The 16328-nt window shown below is 42.3% G+C and carries 13 protein-coding genes; 7 read left to right on the top strand and 6 right to left on the bottom strand.

Annotated elements, in window-relative coordinates; genetic code table 11:
• Nucleotides 1-129: 129 nt before the first annotated feature.
• The 4 genes from serC (at nt 130) to AAHF22_RS02990 (ending at nt 5901) form a co-directional block, all read left to right on the top strand.
• Nucleotides 130-1221, top strand: coding sequence for a 3-phosphoserine/phosphohydroxythreonine transaminase (gene serC, locus AAHF22_RS03005; protein ID WP_347323476.1), 1092 nt, complete (start codon nt 130-132; stop codon nt 1219-1221).
• Nucleotides 1222-1378: 157 nt separating this feature from the next.
• Entirely contained in the window at nt 1379-1843 is a 465-nt protein-coding gene (gene trmL, locus AAHF22_RS03000) for a tRNA (uridine(34)/cytosine(34)/5-carboxymethylaminomethyluridine(34)-2'-O)-methyltransferase TrmL (protein ID WP_347323475.1), read from the top strand.
• Between the two features lie 233 nt (nt 1844-2076).
• Nucleotides 2077-2331, top strand: coding sequence for an AbrB/MazE/SpoVT family DNA-binding domain-containing protein (locus AAHF22_RS02995; RefSeq protein ID WP_188773877.1), 255 nt, complete (start codon nt 2077-2079; stop codon nt 2329-2331).
• A 324-nt stretch (nt 2332-2655) separates the two neighbouring features.
• Entirely contained in the window at nt 2656-5901 is a 3246-nt protein-coding gene (locus AAHF22_RS02990) for an NACHT domain-containing protein (protein WP_347323474.1), read from the top strand.
• A gap of 381 nt (nt 5902-6282) precedes the next feature.
• Here the strand turns inward: AAHF22_RS02990 and AAHF22_RS02985 are convergent, their stop codons facing one another.
• Nucleotides 6283-7350: a phosphodiester glycosidase family protein gene (locus tag AAHF22_RS02985; RefSeq protein WP_347323473.1), complete on the bottom strand. Its 1068-nt coding sequence runs from the start codon at nt 7348-7350 to the stop codon at nt 6283-6285.
• Nucleotides 7347-7760 (bottom strand): hypothetical protein, encoded by a 414-nt coding sequence (locus AAHF22_RS02980; protein WP_347323472.1) that lies wholly within the window; start codon nt 7758-7760, stop codon nt 7347-7349. Before AAHF22_RS02980 ends, AAHF22_RS02985 begins: the two co-directional genes overlap by 4 nt.
• A gap of 275 nt (nt 7761-8035) precedes the next feature.
• Between AAHF22_RS02980 and AAHF22_RS02975 the strand changes: the two genes are divergently transcribed.
• Together AAHF22_RS02975 and AAHF22_RS02970 are read left to right on the top strand one after the other, a co-directional pair.
• A complete protein-coding gene (locus AAHF22_RS02975) occupies nt 8036-8809 on the top strand; it encodes a response regulator (RefSeq protein ID WP_347323471.1) in 774 nt (257 codons plus the stop codon).
• A gap of 33 nt (nt 8810-8842) precedes the next feature.
• Nucleotides 8843-10069: an aminotransferase-like domain-containing protein gene (locus AAHF22_RS02970; RefSeq protein WP_347323470.1), complete on the top strand. Its 1227-nt coding sequence runs from the start codon at nt 8843-8845 to the stop codon at nt 10067-10069.
• A 235-nt stretch (nt 10070-10304) separates the two neighbouring features.
• Here the strand turns inward: AAHF22_RS02970 and AAHF22_RS02965 are convergent, their stop codons facing one another.
• The 4 genes from AAHF22_RS02965 to AAHF22_RS02950 all read right to left on the bottom strand — a co-directional run bounded on the left by AAHF22_RS02965 (nt 10305) and on the right by AAHF22_RS02950 (nt 14626).
• Complete coding sequence (locus AAHF22_RS02965; protein ID WP_347323469.1) at nt 10305-11126, bottom strand: Cof-type HAD-IIB family hydrolase; 822 nt, start codon at nt 11124-11126, stop codon at nt 10305-10307.
• Between the two features lie 259 nt (nt 11127-11385).
• Nucleotides 11386-12600 carry an MFS transporter gene (locus AAHF22_RS02960; RefSeq protein WP_347323468.1) on the bottom strand — a complete coding sequence of 405 codons (1215 nt, stop codon included), beginning with the start codon at nt 12598-12600 and terminating at the stop codon, nt 11386-11388.
• Between the two features lie 204 nt (nt 12601-12804).
• Nucleotides 12805-13806, bottom strand: a complete 1002-nt coding sequence (locus AAHF22_RS02955) for an ROK family protein (RefSeq protein WP_347323467.1) — start codon at nt 13804-13806, stop codon at nt 12805-12807.
• Between the two features lie 103 nt (nt 13807-13909).
• The gene (locus tag AAHF22_RS02950; protein ID WP_347323466.1) at nt 13910-14626 is read right to left on the bottom strand and encodes a DUF2161 domain-containing phosphodiesterase; all 717 of its coding nucleotides are present in this window, start codon (nt 14624-14626) and stop codon (nt 13910-13912) included.
• Nucleotides 14627-15066: 440 nt separating this feature from the next.
• Here AAHF22_RS02950 and AAHF22_RS02945 point away from each other — a divergent pair, with 440 nt between their 5' ends.
• A complete protein-coding gene (locus AAHF22_RS02945; protein ID WP_347323465.1) occupies nt 15067-16095 on the top strand; it encodes a protoglobin domain-containing protein in 1029 nt (342 codons plus the stop codon).
• Nucleotides 16096-16328 lie beyond the last annotated feature (233 nt).

The raw sequence follows: 16328 nt of genomic DNA, 5'->3' as shown, positions 1-16328 counted from the left end.
CCAGAGTGACAAAAGACACTTGCTCACCCTGGAAAATGCTGATATCATAGCGATAATTACCACAAACCTGACATCATCTCTTTACAGGGATAAAGATGTCATGCCGAATCTGAAAGGGTGGAGTAAGAGATGACGAAGAGAGCTTATAATTTCAATGCCGGTCCAGCTGCATTGCCGCTAGAAGTGCTGGAGCGTGCTCAGAAGCAATTTGTAGACTATGAAGACACTGGAATGTCGATTATGGAAATGTCGCACCGTGGAGCGGTATATGAAGGCGTACATAAAGAAGCAGAGCAGCGTCTGTTATCTTTGCTCGGTAACCCGGAAGGATTCAAAGTGTTGTTTCTGCAAGGTGGAGCAAGTACACAATTTGCGATGATTCCGATGAACCTGTTAGGCGAAGGACAGGTAGCTAGCTATGTGGATACGGGAAGCTGGGCAGGCAAAGCGATCAGCGAAGCGAAGTTGCTCGGTGAAACGCAGGTTGCTGCTTCTACGAAAGCAGATCATTATATGCGCGTGCCAACGTCTGAAGAGCTACAGATTGCTGCGAATGCGGCTTATGTGCATTTAACTTCTAATGAAACGATCGGTGGCGTACAGTTCAAGCAATTCCCGGATACAGGGGATGTTCCACTTGTTGTGGATATGTCGAGTGACATTTTGAGCCGTCCACTGGATATGAGCCAATTCGGTATGATCTATGCCGGTGCGCAAAAGAACCTCGGTCCTTCCGGCGTCACGGTTGTGATTGCACGTGAAGAGCTGGTGAACCATTCACCTAAACATATTCCGACTATTTTCCGTTACGACACTCATCTTAGCAATGGATCGCTGTACAACACACCGCCATCGTTTGCTATTTATATGGTTAATGAAGTGCTGAAATGGATTGAGGAACAAGGCGGTCTGGAAGGCGTGGAGCGTCTGAACACGCAAAAGGCTAACCTGATCTACGATGCAATCGATAATAGCAACGGTTTTTACAAAGGAGCTGCGCATAGCGATAGCCGTTCCCATATGAACATTACATTTAGGTTGCAAACGGAAGAACTGGAAAAAGCCTTTATTAAGGCATCCGAGCAAGCAGGCTTTGTTGGTTTGAAAGGACATCGTAGCGTAGGGGGCCTACGTGCATCGATTTATAACGCTGTACCGTACGAAAGCTGTAAGGCGTTGGTAGAATTTATGCGGGATTTCCAGAAAAAACACGGCGAATAGAGCAACTTTTATAGCTCGTTTGCGTTAAAAGGTACAAGCCTTCCCTTCTGGGAAGGCTTTTTTTAAAAAAATTCAACTATTTTTTGTCAAAAGCTGTCGCAATTTACCGAGATAGGTTATAATCAAAAAGAACTAGATAAAAGGTGGAAACAGAACTATGGCACTACACATTGTATTGGTCGAACCAGAGATACCAGCGAATACTGGCAACATTGCCAGAACATGCGCAGCTACAGGGATTCACCTGCATCTTGTGCATCCTTTGGGTTTTAGAACAGATGATGCTACTCTCAAAAGAGCGGGTCTTGATTATTGGCACGCTGTCCATATTGAATATCATGACTCTTTTGAAGAGGTTCAAAAGTCCTACAGTGGGCATCGTTTCTTTTATGCCACGACTAAGGCTGAAAACAGATATTGTGACTTTACGTTTCAAGATGGTGATTTTTTTGTGTTTGGTAAGGAAACGAAGGGACTGCCACCTGAACTGATCGCAGCTAATCCGGAAACGGCAATGCGGATGCCCATGTCCGGTGATGTCCGCTCGCTGAACCTGTCCAATTCAGCGGCCATCATCGTATATGAAGCATTACGGCAATTGGATTTCCCTGGACTGAGCTAATTTTCAGAATCGGATGCAGTGAGAAAAGGCTCGTTTCTAAAAGAAAGAATAGAAATTAGTAAAAGTTAGCAGGATTCAACAAGTAAGTGAAGAATATACAGAATAGTGAAATAGAGAATATATAGTTTATATTCCAAATTTTATAAAACTGTTATTCTTCCTTCACTTGTCATCGAGTGTTTGTATATAATGCAGACACTTCAGTATCAATTACTAGAGAGGTGTATAATTGTATGAAACCGGCAGGCGTTGTACGTAAAGTTGATCAATTGGGAAGAATTGTGTTGCCAAAGTCGCTGCGTAAAAGATATCAAATGAATGAAGGAGACCCGGTTGAAATTCTTGTACAGGGTGATCATATCATTCTGGAAAGATATCGTCCGAAATGTGTATTCTGTGGTTCGATGGAAGAAGTAAGCGAGTTTAAAGATCGCTATATTTGCGCACAATGCGTAACGGAAATGAACTTGATTCCGAAAAATGCCTAATTCATTTAATGAGTAACATTTGAGGGGATGAGTGACCAGGATAACGCCGGTGCAAAAACAAATAGATAGGAAGCACATTGCGCCATGCCATGATGATGGGTCCCATACAAATAGGAATCATCTCCCTTTATTTTGATTGTAAATATAGAGACCTTCCCGCCTGTAATGAGGCGAGAAGGTCTTTTTTGCCAGCTGGGTATTGTTTGTGCTACTCTGTATGGAAAATATTGTTTATGATGAAGAGAGCTGTATCATAATTAAAAACGGAATTTTATTATTTATATTAAAGGTAAAATAAAAAATTAATTATACAGGAGTGATATTATGGGACAAGCTGCAAGAAATGCACTTAAAGGTTATACATTTCAACATTATATATTTACTCTTTTTTTAGCAAAGATGGACGTTGAAAGAAAAATCAAAAAGCTTGAGTCGGAAGCAATCATAGGTGGGAATTTTGATGATTTATATATAGAGGCAACTGAAACTTATAGAGTTCAGGTGAAAAATTACTCAAATACTACATTGGATGATATTGTTGTAACAGGAGATAGTGTGAAAATTAAAAAAAACCTTAATAACTATAATCAAGAAGAAAATAATATTGTAATTATTAATACTGATCAAATTGAAACAGATTCAGAATTTATGGGATTTCCAGCAACCGAATTAGATGGCATTGTGATAATACCACTTACTCCTATTGGCGTGCAAAATCTACTTGATGAGATGTTTAGTACTGAAAGTAGAGAAATCCAGATAATTCAGTTTGCATTTTCTATGATAACTTCATCAAACTTCGTGGTAGATGAAGAGAAGCTACCAAAAGTGATTAGGATGTCTTTAGATTTAAGTGACAAAACAATCTTAATTCGAGAACCATTAAATAGTGTAGAGAAGGGAGTTTTATGGATATATGGTAAGCCTGGGGTAGGTAAGAGCCATTATGTTGAAGAATTGATTAAAAAGTATGATGACGCAATAGTATATAGATTTTGGACTGGATCTCAAGATGAACTATTAATGAAAAGATTGCAATTTGATGTGTTTTTAAATGATGTGGCGTTAGGAGTGTTCAAATCTCCAAGAAGTTATACTATCAAAGACCTGACTCAAGAAATTATAAGACAAGAAAAAATATTAATTATTGATGGTCTTGATCATGTTGAAAATTATAATTCGAAAGAACTTCAATCATATATAGATTTCATTAATTCATTGGAGGATGCTCGTCTCATTGTTTTATCAAGGCCTCTTTTAGCTGAAGTGAGTTGGAGACCAATGGAATTGATGAATTGGAATTCTGAAGAAACCATATTATATCTTGCATTAGCTTACAACATTCACGAATACAGAGTTGCTAGCAAAATCTATGTAGTTACCGATGGCTATCCAATAATCACTCACTTTATTGCGGAACATTATACAATTCATAAAGAGATTAACATTACATTAGAAATTGAAAACTTAAATCAATATTATGACATGTTACTTGAAAGGGTTAATCCAAAATCCTTATTATCTATTTTTGCAACAAACAATAGTTTCTTTATAGAGTCTGAGCTTAGAGCCATTCTTGAAAATCCTTTTCTGGTAGACACAATCATGGAGTTTATTAAAGGGCATCCATACTTGTTTAAAAGGACAATAAATAGGATATCGTTAATTCATGATAGTTTTAACACATACCTGAGACATCAAATTAAAAGTTATCCAGAATTAACAGACAGAGTGAATCAATTTGTACAGAATAGTTTGTTGAATAAAAATGTTGATTTTATGTCAAGATTGTCCTCATTTGAATTTATTGATGATTTCTACAAAGAACTATTACTTATATATAGCCAAGCTGATAACTTTTCAACTTTACTTAAAAAGACGTTAGACTTTAATTCAATATCCTCATTTTATAGCCAACTAAGGAGAGTTTTGGAACATAGAGAAGGAATACTAGATGTATATCATTATTATTCGTTTGCCTTGATTTATCAAATGGCTAATCGTACTGATATGCTGGGGTTTGATGGTTTGGTATATCAAATTCTTGTATATATGAATGATCATGTAACTATAGAAGAGGAGATATTTAGTACGGGCGCTCTATGGAACACTTTTATCCTTTTAAAGTTACAGAATGAAGCATTATATAAAAAATACTTAACAGATAATATGTACGATTCAAATCAAATATATGATCTATATGAGACATGTAATAATGAAAAGTATTACTTTAAGAAACGAGAAAGTAAGCCGAATTATAAAAAAGTATTAGAGGAGTTACAAAATAATGATATATCTAAGTTTGATAAGCAAGATATTTTAATAAGACATATGGTTAATGTTTGGATTAATCAAGACCAAGAGGATATTTATTTTAAAATACTAGATGAGTATTTGAATAATGATGAAAAGATATCAACATACCAACTACGCAGAATTGTCGAAGAGTATGGCATTGAGGGCAGAAGGTCAGCTACCATGCTGTCATCTTTCAAATACCAACTCAACGAATTAGGATTATTTGGAGAGGGCAATTTATTTTATAATAAAAATTTAGATGATGTTATTAAAGAAAAAGCTGCAAATGGATCTTTTGAGGTAGTAGAATATGCGACATCCTTTATAAGGTTAGCAAATCATGAAAAGAGACAAATTGATATCTATTCAGTTAATCGAGTATGGACAATGTATTATAATCGAAAAGATTATAGTGTGTTTGCACTTGACACTGCATTAATAATTTTTGAGAAATTTGGTTTTTTAGAAGAATTAAAGTCGATTGATATAATAAAAAAAGTTATGAATCAAAGTGAAAAAGGCATTAGACATTTACTTAGAAGCTATATAAATATGAAAGATAACTCAATAATAGACAAATTAGATCAAATAGGTGCATTTAATGATAGTGATTTCCGAGTAGATATATTCGATTTATTACCTGAGAAGATAAATCATCTTTCAATTGAGCACATTGATGATAGGATACATGAAATGCTCTCATATCATAATTATGGTAGGACAATTGAATACGCAACTATAGAAAACCCATTACAAAGCAAGTATTGTAGAAGAGTTCTTGATGCTATAGTTTACTATGGTTACAAAATATTAGGATTGATTGATGATGAAAAAATTGAGGAAATGATTATTGAAAGAGGAATAGAGACTTTGAAGAAATTAAAAGAAGAACAGGGAGAGTTTATTCCATTTAGAAATGGATGTATTCATGAAGAAGACATGGACTATATTAAAGATAATCAAATCGGATATCTTGAAGTATCAAGATACTCAGATGGATGGTATACTTGTTTACCTTTTGTAGATGTCTACTCTCTTTTCGATTTGGACGAAATTAGAATGCACTACTTGAAAATAATTCATAATTCCATGTTTTCTAGAGTATCGGATAGAGAATACATTGGTAATTGGTATTTGTTGATTGGTAATATCCCGCAATTTCTTGAACAATATAAGATTGATGTTGACTGGAGAAAAATGTATGAAGTTTTAAAATGGTTTTTAAAAGAGTCATTAATTTACGATATTGATCTTAATAATAAGTTGAGGTAGTTCGATTGGATTCAATAGAAATTAGCCACCTAATGATAAGCTTATTGCTTTTTTTAGAAATTACATGGAAGTAGTATCACAAATAAGCGAGATCACAACTCAAGTTCAACTGAAAAGTAGAGTTGAGAGAATGTTATCTGCATATAGTGGTACATATATTCCGTTTCAATATATAGTTGCTTTAGTCGAGTGCGCAATGAACTTATCCCACGTCTTCTATTTAATAGAGATTGGTATACCTACTGTGTTAGATACTGATGCGTCATTGTCTCGCTAAAGAATGAAAGGACGATAATAAAGAAGTTTTATACAAATAAGCCACTCTGTGTATGGAGTGGCTTCGTGTTTAGGTATACTATGATACAACTGTTCATATACTTACTATTTAAAAAACAGAAAGTTCGTTGCCACCGGACGCAGCGAACCGTCAGATGGATGATTGACGACACGCCCATTTAAAATAAGTGAGGTAGAGCCGCCGCCATCCAGATTGTAGGCATCGATGACACCCATTTTGTAGAGTTTGTCCTGCAACTCCTGAAGGGTGGCGCCAGAGCTGCCGTTTTCATTATAGCCATCGGCTGCAATGACGATCAGCTGATCATCTTTATATTTGCCGATAACGGTACGCGGAGCACGGAGTGGCGTCTTTTGCCATTTGTCGGGAATCGGTGTTTTTTGCCCATTTTGAATGAGGATTGGTACGAAGGAAGCGCCAAATGAAGGCGATAATGAATCCAATTTTTGCTGATTGGAAAATTTGCCGCCGATCAGCTGTCCCGAATGATTCATACCGACAAAAAATAAGTCTTTAAAGCTAGGCTGAAATCCACTTACATACTGACCGTCCAGCATCGTTGTGCTGAGCGGATAGCGTTTACCTGCTGAATCGGCAAACCCACCTGCGTTAATGCCCGCTATCGCTCCATAGCGCTGGGTCGCCGTCAATGTCGTTTCCGCACCGCCAAACGAATCTTTGCCCAGCGTCATCCGCATCGCATCTGGATCACGCAGCTTAATTTTCATCGCATACGCATGATACGAACCCGGATTGAGACGATACAGCTCAATCTGAATACGCTGGCTATTCACACGTTCTACCGCAGCACCAAGCCTGGTAGTAATGCGTCTGTTATAAATCTGTTCTGGCTTTTGCGCCTGCGTTGATGCGGTACGTACGATGGACGACATGGCAGCCGTGGTACGATTGTACAGCCGTGTCGTTTTCTCAATCGAGGCTGAGGTTTGCACAGCAACCTGCTCTGCTTGCTGCAAGCCAGTCATAATGTCTGACGTCTGTTTGTTTAATGCAGTAAGGGGCTTGTACGACTCCAGATCAAGCGGAATATGGGTTTCATGTGGTTGAAGCACCAATACCGCGAACACGCCGACAAATGGCGCGATGGCTAACAACAGCAGCCGATTCAACCGTTTAATCCTGTTGTTCATTTGAGCAGCTCCATTTTCTTTTGTAGCGTATCAAGTTGTTTCTGTACTTCATTCAGCTGCGTATACAGCTTGTTGCTATTGTCCGTCTTGTTGCTGGCATTATCTTTTGTAAAGGTGAGCAGCTCGTTAAAGGAATCGACCTTGCTTTGAAGCTGCTGCATTTCCTTTGACATCGTGGTCAGTCGAGTCTCATAGTCGCTTTGCAGGGTAGCGATCTGTCGCTCGGTGTCCGCTTTGATGGCGGTAATCATCTGCTGTTTCAAGTGATTGCTATATACATACGCCGCTGTAGCTCCGAGCGCAATCATGACGATCAAAAACACCAAAAACCATCGTGCAGAGGTAGAGGTTCCGCCTGAGGGCTTCGGACGTGTAGTTGAACGCGAAGTAGGCGCTGTTTTGGAATCCATGTCGGATCACCTCATTTTGTTATTATTTTGAACAAATTTTATTCTAACATGCGGGTAGGGGGGCGTCCATTTCCGAAAAGTACAGTTTGTAAGGGAAATACACTACATATTGTAAGTCCAGAAAATAATATTTTACTTGCATGAATAATAGAAGAAAAGCGGCAGATAGGATTAAAATTCCACTACTACTGACCGATATGTAACTATACAGTCATAATAATTAGCAACCAGACGTCCGCAACATAGATAGATGGATACAGGGAGGAAGTGCCCCAATGGATAGTATGTGGAAGGTTATTATGATCGATAATCATCCAGCCTTAATGCTGGGAACTAAGATCATATTAGAAGAAACCGAAAGCTTGAGTGTTGTTGGCACTGCAAGTTCGGTAAAAGAAGGGGTTAAGCTTGCTACACGCACAAACCCTCATCTGATTTTGCTTGATGATTCACTGCCAGAGGGCAATGCTGAATTTTATTTGCGTCAAATTAAGCGTAGTAGTCCAGATAGCCATGTGATTGTATTGACTGGAGATAATAATCTGTCCCTATTTGCTGGATTGATGAGCATGGGTGCAAGTGGTGTGCTTTCTAAAGAATCTTCGCCTGCCCAACTGCTGCATCTGATCAGTGGTTTGCGTCAGGGATTAACGGTTATTCCGCTGTCGTGGCTAGGTCAAGGTGTCGTTCCGGTGCCTGCTCAAATTCCGACCGATGGCTATTTTGAACTGTCTCAAATTGAACACACGATTATGACGCAGATTACACAGGGGTTTACATACGATAAGATCGCTGAGACGATCCGTGTAAGCCGCCGTTCTGTTGATAATTATTTGCGCAAAATTTATGACAAGCTGGGCGTGAGCAGTCGCGCACAGGCGATTGAGAAGTATACGCTGTATTCGCATACCGCATCGTTTAAGGGTGCGCTGGAAAGTCACCCGAATGTGATTGCGGTAGAGTCATCAGTAGGTATCGAGCCGATCCGTACATTAAAGGCGAAAGGCACCTCGAAAAAGGTTGCTCTGGATTCAAGTTCAGGTGTATGATCTTGAAAAAGCATCGTACAGGAGGCTGAAACGGTGAAATTTTCATTTGCATCCAGAGTAAGCAAAATGCCGCCCTTTTCGGTTCGGCCGGATCGCCGTGCCCAGCGCCGTGAATCATGGATTTCGCTGGCAGAGGAATTGCCGGCAGAGGAGCTATTTCCGCTTGCTCAACTCGGTGAAGCGGCAGGTGCGGTATTTTCAGCGGGTCCGCTTGCATTGCAATATGGTGATGTTGCCGGGTCGCTTGCATTACGACAATGGCTGCACAGTCGCTGGCAAAAGGATCAGAAGCTTGTTGTGGACCCAGCGGATATTTTGCTCACTTCAGGCAGTCAGCAGACGATTGATTTGCTCGTTCGTATTTATGTAAATCATGGCGATGTGGTGCTGATCGAGTCGCCTGCACCTCCAGGTTGCTTGCAGGTGCTGCATTTGCAGGGCGCCCATGTTATTCATGTGGAGTGTGATGAAGACGGCATGCAACCCGAAGAGCTGGAACGACTGATTGCCGATCATCAACCCAAGCTGTTATTTGTATCGCCGAATTTTGGCAATCCGACGGGCAGAGCATGGACGCTGGAGCGGCGGAAAGCCGTATTAGAGCTATGCCGTCGGCATGAGCTGCTCGTTGCGGAGGATGATGCGTATGGCGATCTGCATTTTGGATCGGAGCAAGTACGTTCTTTTCGGCGCCGCTATCCAAGCTTATTTCAGCTCGATCGGGAGCTTGGTGGGAACCATGTGCTGTATATCGGTTCTTTTAGCAAAACGATTGTGCCTGCGCTTCGGATCGGCTGGGCGGCAGGCGATCCACAGTTGATTGAGGTGCTATCGGCAGCGAAGCAGACCGCAGACTGGCAATCCAGCACGATGAATCAGGCGATTCTGTTACGCTTGTTGCAATCGCCGCGTTTTGACTGGGATAGCCATATTACGATGCTCAATCGGGAATACGATATTCGGCTTAAGTTAATGTTGGAGCTGCTCAAACGGCCGAACTGGCGTGGTACAGAAGTAGAAGTACCCGTAGGCGGCATGTTTTTATGGGCGCATTTGCCGGATGAGCTGGATGGCGAGCAGTTGCTGCAACGTGCACTCGTGAAAGGGGTCTCGTTTTTACCGGGCAGACGATGTTATGCTGACGGACAGGGCGGCAGTTATATTCGGCTTAATTTTACCCATCCGGGGCGTGAGGAATTGCTGCTTGGTATGAATCTAATTTCAGAAGCTATTGCTGAAATGAGAAACGAACAGGGTTGATCGCAACCGCAATGGTTGGACAGAGGGACAAGCAGCCGATGCTGCTATACATATACAATGCTTGATGTACGCGTTATACAGGTACCAGGCTGATGAATGCACCGACATGGTGTACATATATGAAAAAGCCGCAGGGACTGCTGTCCATTCTGCGGCTTTTGTTTGGAGCAGGAGAGAAAGGGCTGCTGAATCGCCTGATCAGGTAGTTACTTTTCTCCTGATCAGGTAGTTGCTTCTATGAGATCGACTGACGCAGCGCCTGTAGAGATAACATTTTGTCGAGCGTGAGCAGAACGCCATTTTCCTCATTGGAACGAGTAATAAATTGAGCGGCCTGCTTCGTATTTTCACATGCGTTACGTACAGCAAAGCTGTATTCGGCAACGCCCATCAGCTCGATATCATTTTCACCATCGCCAAAAGACATCGTCTCTGCCATGCTTACTCCAAGCATTTCCTGTAAGCGTCGAACCGTCTCTCCCTTGTGCGTATGAAGCTCGGTAATATCAAGCCAGCGTGCCTCGGAATCAACAATATAAATTTGCCCAAGCATGCTGTGTTCAATATGCTCGCGAAGTGCAGTGCTGCGCTCCCACGGATCGTAGACAGTCAGCTTAATGAACGGTGTATCGATCTGCTCTAGCTGATCCACTTGAATAACTTGCTGGTATGACCCTTTGACAATATCATAGATCGCTGGATCAATCGATGAATGCACATAGGCAGAGTCGCTCGTGCAGGCGATAATCGTCAATTGCGGATCAAATTCCGTAATCAGGCGGATCGCCTGCTGCGCCAACTCACGCTCTAGTGTAAATTCACGTATGAGCTGACCGTCACGCTTGATCCGTGTAGCACTATCTCCAAGAATCCAGATCCCTTCACCGACATCCTCAAATAGCTTTTCTACACGCTCACATTGTTTGCCTGTACAAGCAGCAAACGCAATTCCTTGCTGCTTCATTCGTGCATACACACTTTGAAATAGCTCTCTGTCAAAGCTACTTTGATTGTTCAGGAATGTCCCGTCTAAATCGGTTACGACCAGCTTGATCATCATACAACCTCCACATTATCGACTTTATAAATATTGTTTATTAAGTACCTAGACCAAGCATATCTGTTGGAACCCGTTACATGTCAACTGATTATTTTCTATTTATTCAACAATTATTCAAACCAGTCATTAGCTGAACAAATCGGTTTTACGGTTATAGTTTCATTGGACATTCGCATGCAGCCATATGCGCTCAACCAGACGATTGCTGCTAAAGCAGCACATACGACTATAAGCCCGATTAACGATACGATCATGGTTACGCCTCCTTATTTCTGGATGCCAGTATACGATTCACACGTTCAGTGCTGCCTAGCATACAGAGCAGAAAAATTGCAATCACAAACGGAAATAGTCCGACCGATAGCGATGCTGCCATCACACCGAACAGTGGCGGCAATACGGTAGTGCCGGTATAAGCAACAGCCATCTGATAACCCATCAGGCGAGCAGAGTTCCCTTGACCAAAACGAGCAGGTGTTTCATGCAGCAGGCTCGGATAAATAGGTGCCAGACCGAGACCTATCAGTATTAAGCCAGTCAAAGCAAAGCCTTCAGGTAACGGCAATAGCACGATAATGCCGCCGACCAGAGCGGTCCATTGTCCAAACCGAATCATTAACAGATTGCTCAGCTTAAGCGATAGAAAGCCTGTAAGGAAGCGACCAAGTGTGATCCCTCCGTAATATAGAGAAATCCAGACCGCAGCGGTTTGAGCTGTAATCCCACGCATGCCAACAAGGTAGCTGGCACCCCATAATCCGACCGTCGTTTCCACACCGCAATACAGTAAAAAAGCGAGCAGAGTCGGTTTCACTCCATATAGCTTGAAAATGGAAGTGGATGCGGACGTAGTGATTCCATCCGTTTCAGTAGATTGCTGAGGTTCATTATCTAAAGCTCCATTATTCCGTCTGCGTGCCGCAGCGACTTTGCCCCAGAGCGGCAAGCTAAATAGCAATACAATGACGAGTCCAAACTGAATCATCGAGACGGTAGTATAGCCCTGTCGCCATGCTCCTTGATTAGCGAGATGATGTGCCATGATAATCGGACCGAGTGTAGCGCCAATACCCCAGAAGCAATGTAACCAGTTCATATGATGAGCCTTATAATGGGCAGCTACATAATGATTGAGCGCTGCATCGACCGCACCGCCGCCCAGTCCAAGCGGAATGGCGAGTATCATGAGCCATAATAGGGACGGTGACCAGGAAAAGCCAAATAACGCGAGCGCGGTCATCAGGCAGCTAAGCAATGTAATATTGCCAGTGCCTATCTTTTCGATCAATTTGCCGCTGCATAGGCTGGATACGATCGTTCCTGCCGCAATGATCATCGAAATAAGTCCTGCTGATCCAAGCGAAGCGTTCAAGTCCTGTCGCATAACAGGCCATGCTGCGCCTAGTAGCGAATCTGGTAAGCCCAGACTAATAAATGCGAGATACACAATTACTAAAAACCATGTTGCCATGTTCATACCCCTTTGCTGTGTAGTAGCTAAGCTTCAAATAACAAGTTCAAGATAACATACTTTATTAACTTTATAAAGATATTTTATTAAGTATCTGCAAATAAACGCGCGAAGACGAATTGGGTGTGAAAGGGACAGAAATCATAATAGCCATAAATCGTATAAAACGATGCATGGCTATTCGATCGTGTTGGAGTAGGCTAATCATTCGTAGGAGGTAGCAGGCTGTAATGCTTGCAGTGTCAGCCAGCGCATACCGGTCTCAAAGTCATCCTCAAAATTATGCTTTTGAAAAATATCGGGATAGACAGGGCTTGGATATCGGGCTTGATATCTCTCCAGTGCCTGTCGCCATGCGCCCTCAGCCACACTATTTTGATAGATCACCATATGTTCAGGTGCAAGGATGGAATTGACACTTTGAATAATCCAGCCGATCGCATCCGCCAGTCGCTCTGAATTCGATTCTGTATACCAGTCGATATCAAAAGGCAGAAACTTGATTTCACCCGCCATTCCGCTTTTGCCGCGAATCAGTCTGCCTTCCTGATGAATTCCCATGCCCGGTGGATACCGATCCGGAAAATAAAGACCGGTAACGGTATGGTCTGGATCAAGCTTATGGTTCGTATGATAGCCATACACAGCCGCATTCACATCATTTTCAAGAAAGACAGGCAAGTTGAATCGCTGTCCGATCTGTTCAATCATTCGCACGCCCTCCAGCTCTCGATGACTGCTCGTCATAATCTCGCCATCGACAACCTGACCGGGCACACCAATTCCAATAGCCTGGATAGCTGGATAGGCGGCTATACATTCATCCATGAGCTGATCGAGCGTGTCCTGCTTAAATGACGATACGATCTGTTCTCGCTTGCTTAACACCCGATTTTCCAGATTAATGACCACACTGGATAACATAAACTTTCCGCCACAATCCTTCATATAAATGACCAGGCCGAGACTGAAATCGTAATTATAACGGTACGTTAGTGCGGGTCGCCCACCATTGGACGGTACAAGCGCATCCTCAAAAATCTCACCGCGTTTATGCAGCTCGCGTACAAGTGAATTGATCGTAACGACGCTAAGCTTTGTCAATCCGGCCAGCTGTGGCTTGGTCGCTGTTTCGACTTGCTTCATCACCTGACGTACATGATGGAGATTCATTTGCTTCATCATATTAGCATTTGCTGTTTTCATGTGTTCCTTTCCATGCGGATATCGGCTGCTAGATTTTGGTTTGTATCCGCATTGCTGCATAGTATCGTGTTGTACAGATGCCCTTCGGTTCAAGCTACATGATCTATAAGGAACCAAAGCGATTCCTAATATGCACATATTCATCAAGTGCCAGCTTGCCAGCTTCGGTCAGACGGTAGCTTCCACGGGCGATGCGTTCAAACCAGCCATAATGATTGTCCTGCATAATTGCGGCGGCAGAGGGAACACCGCTCTGTTCTCTTAGCTCGCGTGGGGAGATCCCTTCCCTGGAACCAAGCGCCTGAGCTACTCGCAATGCCTTTTCACGGTAAGCTGTTACGAGTTTGACGCCTGAGCTACCGCCCAGATTGTAATCGCCGCTGCGTTCAGCCAGCTCGCGCACAAGTCGTTCACGGCGACTACCTTTGCGCGGCTTAACTGTAGTCGCAGCCACACTAGGCTCGCACAAAATTTCCACCAGCGGCGACTTCGTTTTGTAAAAGGTGACCGTGATCAGTCCCAGCCCTAGCCGTTCACAAAGGACGATCAGTTCGCTCCAGCGCTGATTGGCAGCGCCTTTTTTGGCTCGATTGCGTTCTACAGCAACATACACATTGCTGCTTAGCTTTTGCCGCTCGATGCCTTGAAGCAGCAGCGCTAGATTAAACGTTTTTTTGATCTCGATAATTAGCGGTTCATTGTCATTATGTTTGACACCGACCAGATCGCAATGTCGTACTTCGCTCTTTACTTCATAGCCCTGTTTGACAAAGAAATGCTTGATCGGTAAATAAAGTTCCGTTTCTCGTTGTACAGCCATAGCGTATAGGTTCTCCTTCATTGTAGGATCATCAAGCGGATCGATGAGCCTATTCAAGCTTTGGTTCTGTTTATTATTATAAAGGAACAAAATAAAGGAGCAAATAAACGAACAAGCTAAAAGGATAGGCGCGACTAAAAGGACAAGTGGAAAAAGCAATGAGTGATCTCCCATCCTAAACATATATGGAGTAGGGATAAAACTATTGATACATGCCTGTCAGAGCGAGAAGACTCACATGATCAATGCGTCATTCACAAGCCAATCACGCTCATGATTGTTCGCCAAATTATTTCAAAATCCGTCATTTGTTTACTAAACTAACATGATAATTGATCCGATGTAATACTAATAAGAAATTATTAATTTTATGTAAAAATAAGTGGAGTTGTACAGCATCAAATTCGTACAGGGGATATAGAAAAAGGGGGATATAGAGTATGATTCATGTTTCGGCAACACGTCAGCGACAATTAGAATATATGGGTTTGACCGATAAAGAAGTACAGTTATTATATAAACATCGTGACCTATTCGCAAAGGTCGTCGATGAGGTAGTTGATTATTTTTACAATCATATCGAGCGGTATCCCGATCTACAGCAGGTGATCCAGCGCAATCAATCATCGGTACATCGACTCAAGCAAACTCAGCGGGATTACTGGCTATCTTTAGCTGCCGGCAAGATCGATGATGAATTTATTGAAACACGCCTCAAAATAGGACGTATTCATTCGCAAATCGGTCTGAACCTGGATTATTATCTCGGTACGTACATGACCTATACCGACATCTCCGCTCGTGTGCTGAGCCGAGAGCTACCGGATGAATGGATCGATGTGCTGAATGCGCTGACCAAAATGTTCAATCTGGATTCACAGCTTGTGCTGGAAGCGTATGGGGAGCGTGAACAAAGCCAGATTCGTAAAATGGGTGAGCAAAAGGAGCATATGCTTGCCGCCATTACGGAAGTAGTGAATCGGATTAGCGATATGATCGCCCGTTTGAATGCTAATGCGCGTGCTATTTCAGATTCTGCCAGTCATATCGCTTCCACGCAGGAAAATTCACTGCAAGAGATGAATACGCTGGGCGATGAAGTGAAGCAGATCGGCAAAGTAGGCTCATTGATGAGAGAGCTATCTGATCAGACACATTTACTCGGTCTGAATGCCTCGATTGAAGCGGCACATGCTGGAGAATATGGACGAGGATTCAGTATTGTTGCGCAGGAAGTACGCAAACTGGCAGGCTCGTCGCATAGTGCACTACAGGATATTACGGCAACACTGGACGTTATTTTACGCAAGCTCGATCAGGTAGAGGGCGACTTCAAACAAAACGTAGAGTTATCCCACCAGCAAGCGCAAAGCTCAGAGGAACTGGCGATTTTTGCACGTACAATTGAAGAGGTAGCACGCGAGCTATCCGCGCTTCAAGAGCGTGACGATAGTATGTCTCAAGCATAATGCAGAGATTGTAAATTTTTTTAGATATAAGCAAAGTTAACAATTGGTCGTCTGTCGGAATAACAGACGGCGAATTTGTTTATTTAGAGCATATAACAACGAATTAAAGTGTGATGGGCGACGTGAAAAGCTGCCTCATTCTACTCGAAAATTCACGCTAGAAAAAAGCAGAAGTTCTTTGACATTTTGAATCAACAGTGTATAATGGGAATAGTGCGATTAATTTTATGAAA

This window comes from Paenibacillus wenxiniae (assembly GCF_039822605.1).
GTDB lineage: Bacteria > Bacillota > Bacilli > Paenibacillales > Paenibacillaceae > Saccharibacillus > Saccharibacillus wenxiniae.
The sequence above is the reverse complement of the archived record's forward strand: the minus strand, read 5'-3'. Positions and strand labels throughout refer to the sequence as shown.

What these genes read in the sequence shown, in the direction of transcription:
- serC (WP_347323476.1), top strand. Translation starts at nt 130, where the DNA reads ATGACGAAGAGAGCTTATAATTTCAATGCCGGTCCAGCTGCATTGCCG.
- trmL (WP_347323475.1), top strand. Translation starts at nt 1,379, where the DNA reads ATGGCACTACACATTGTATTGGTCGAACCAGAGATACCAGCGAATACT.
- AAHF22_RS02995 (WP_188773877.1), top strand. Translation starts at nt 2,077, where the DNA reads ATGAAACCGGCAGGCGTTGTACGTAAAGTTGATCAATTGGGAAGAATT.
- AAHF22_RS02990 (WP_347323474.1), top strand. Translation starts at nt 2,656, where the DNA reads ATGGGACAAGCTGCAAGAAATGCACTTAAAGGTTATACATTTCAACAT.
- AAHF22_RS02985 (WP_347323473.1), bottom strand. Translation starts at nt 7,350, where the DNA reads ATGAACAACAGGATTAAACGGTTGAATCGGCTGCTGTTGTTAGCCATC.
- AAHF22_RS02980 (WP_347323472.1), bottom strand. Translation starts at nt 7,760, where the DNA reads ATGGATTCCAAAACAGCGCCTACTTCGCGTTCAACTACACGTCCGAAG.
- AAHF22_RS02975 (WP_347323471.1), top strand. Translation starts at nt 8,036, where the DNA reads ATGGATAGTATGTGGAAGGTTATTATGATCGATAATCATCCAGCCTTA.
- AAHF22_RS02965 (WP_347323469.1), bottom strand. Translation starts at nt 11,126, where the DNA reads ATGATCAAGCTGGTCGTAACCGATTTAGACGGGACATTCCTGAACAAT.
- AAHF22_RS02960 (WP_347323468.1), bottom strand. Translation starts at nt 12,600, where the DNA reads ATGGCAACATGGTTTTTAGTAATTGTGTATCTCGCATTTATTAGTCTG.
- AAHF22_RS02955 (WP_347323467.1), bottom strand. Translation starts at nt 13,806, where the DNA reads ATGAAAACAGCAAATGCTAATATGATGAAGCAAATGAATCTCCATCAT.
- AAHF22_RS02950 (WP_347323466.1), bottom strand. Translation starts at nt 14,626, where the DNA reads ATGGCTGTACAACGAGAAACGGAACTTTATTTACCGATCAAGCATTTC.
- AAHF22_RS02945 (WP_347323465.1), top strand. Translation starts at nt 15,067, where the DNA reads ATGATTCATGTTTCGGCAACACGTCAGCGACAATTAGAATATATGGGT.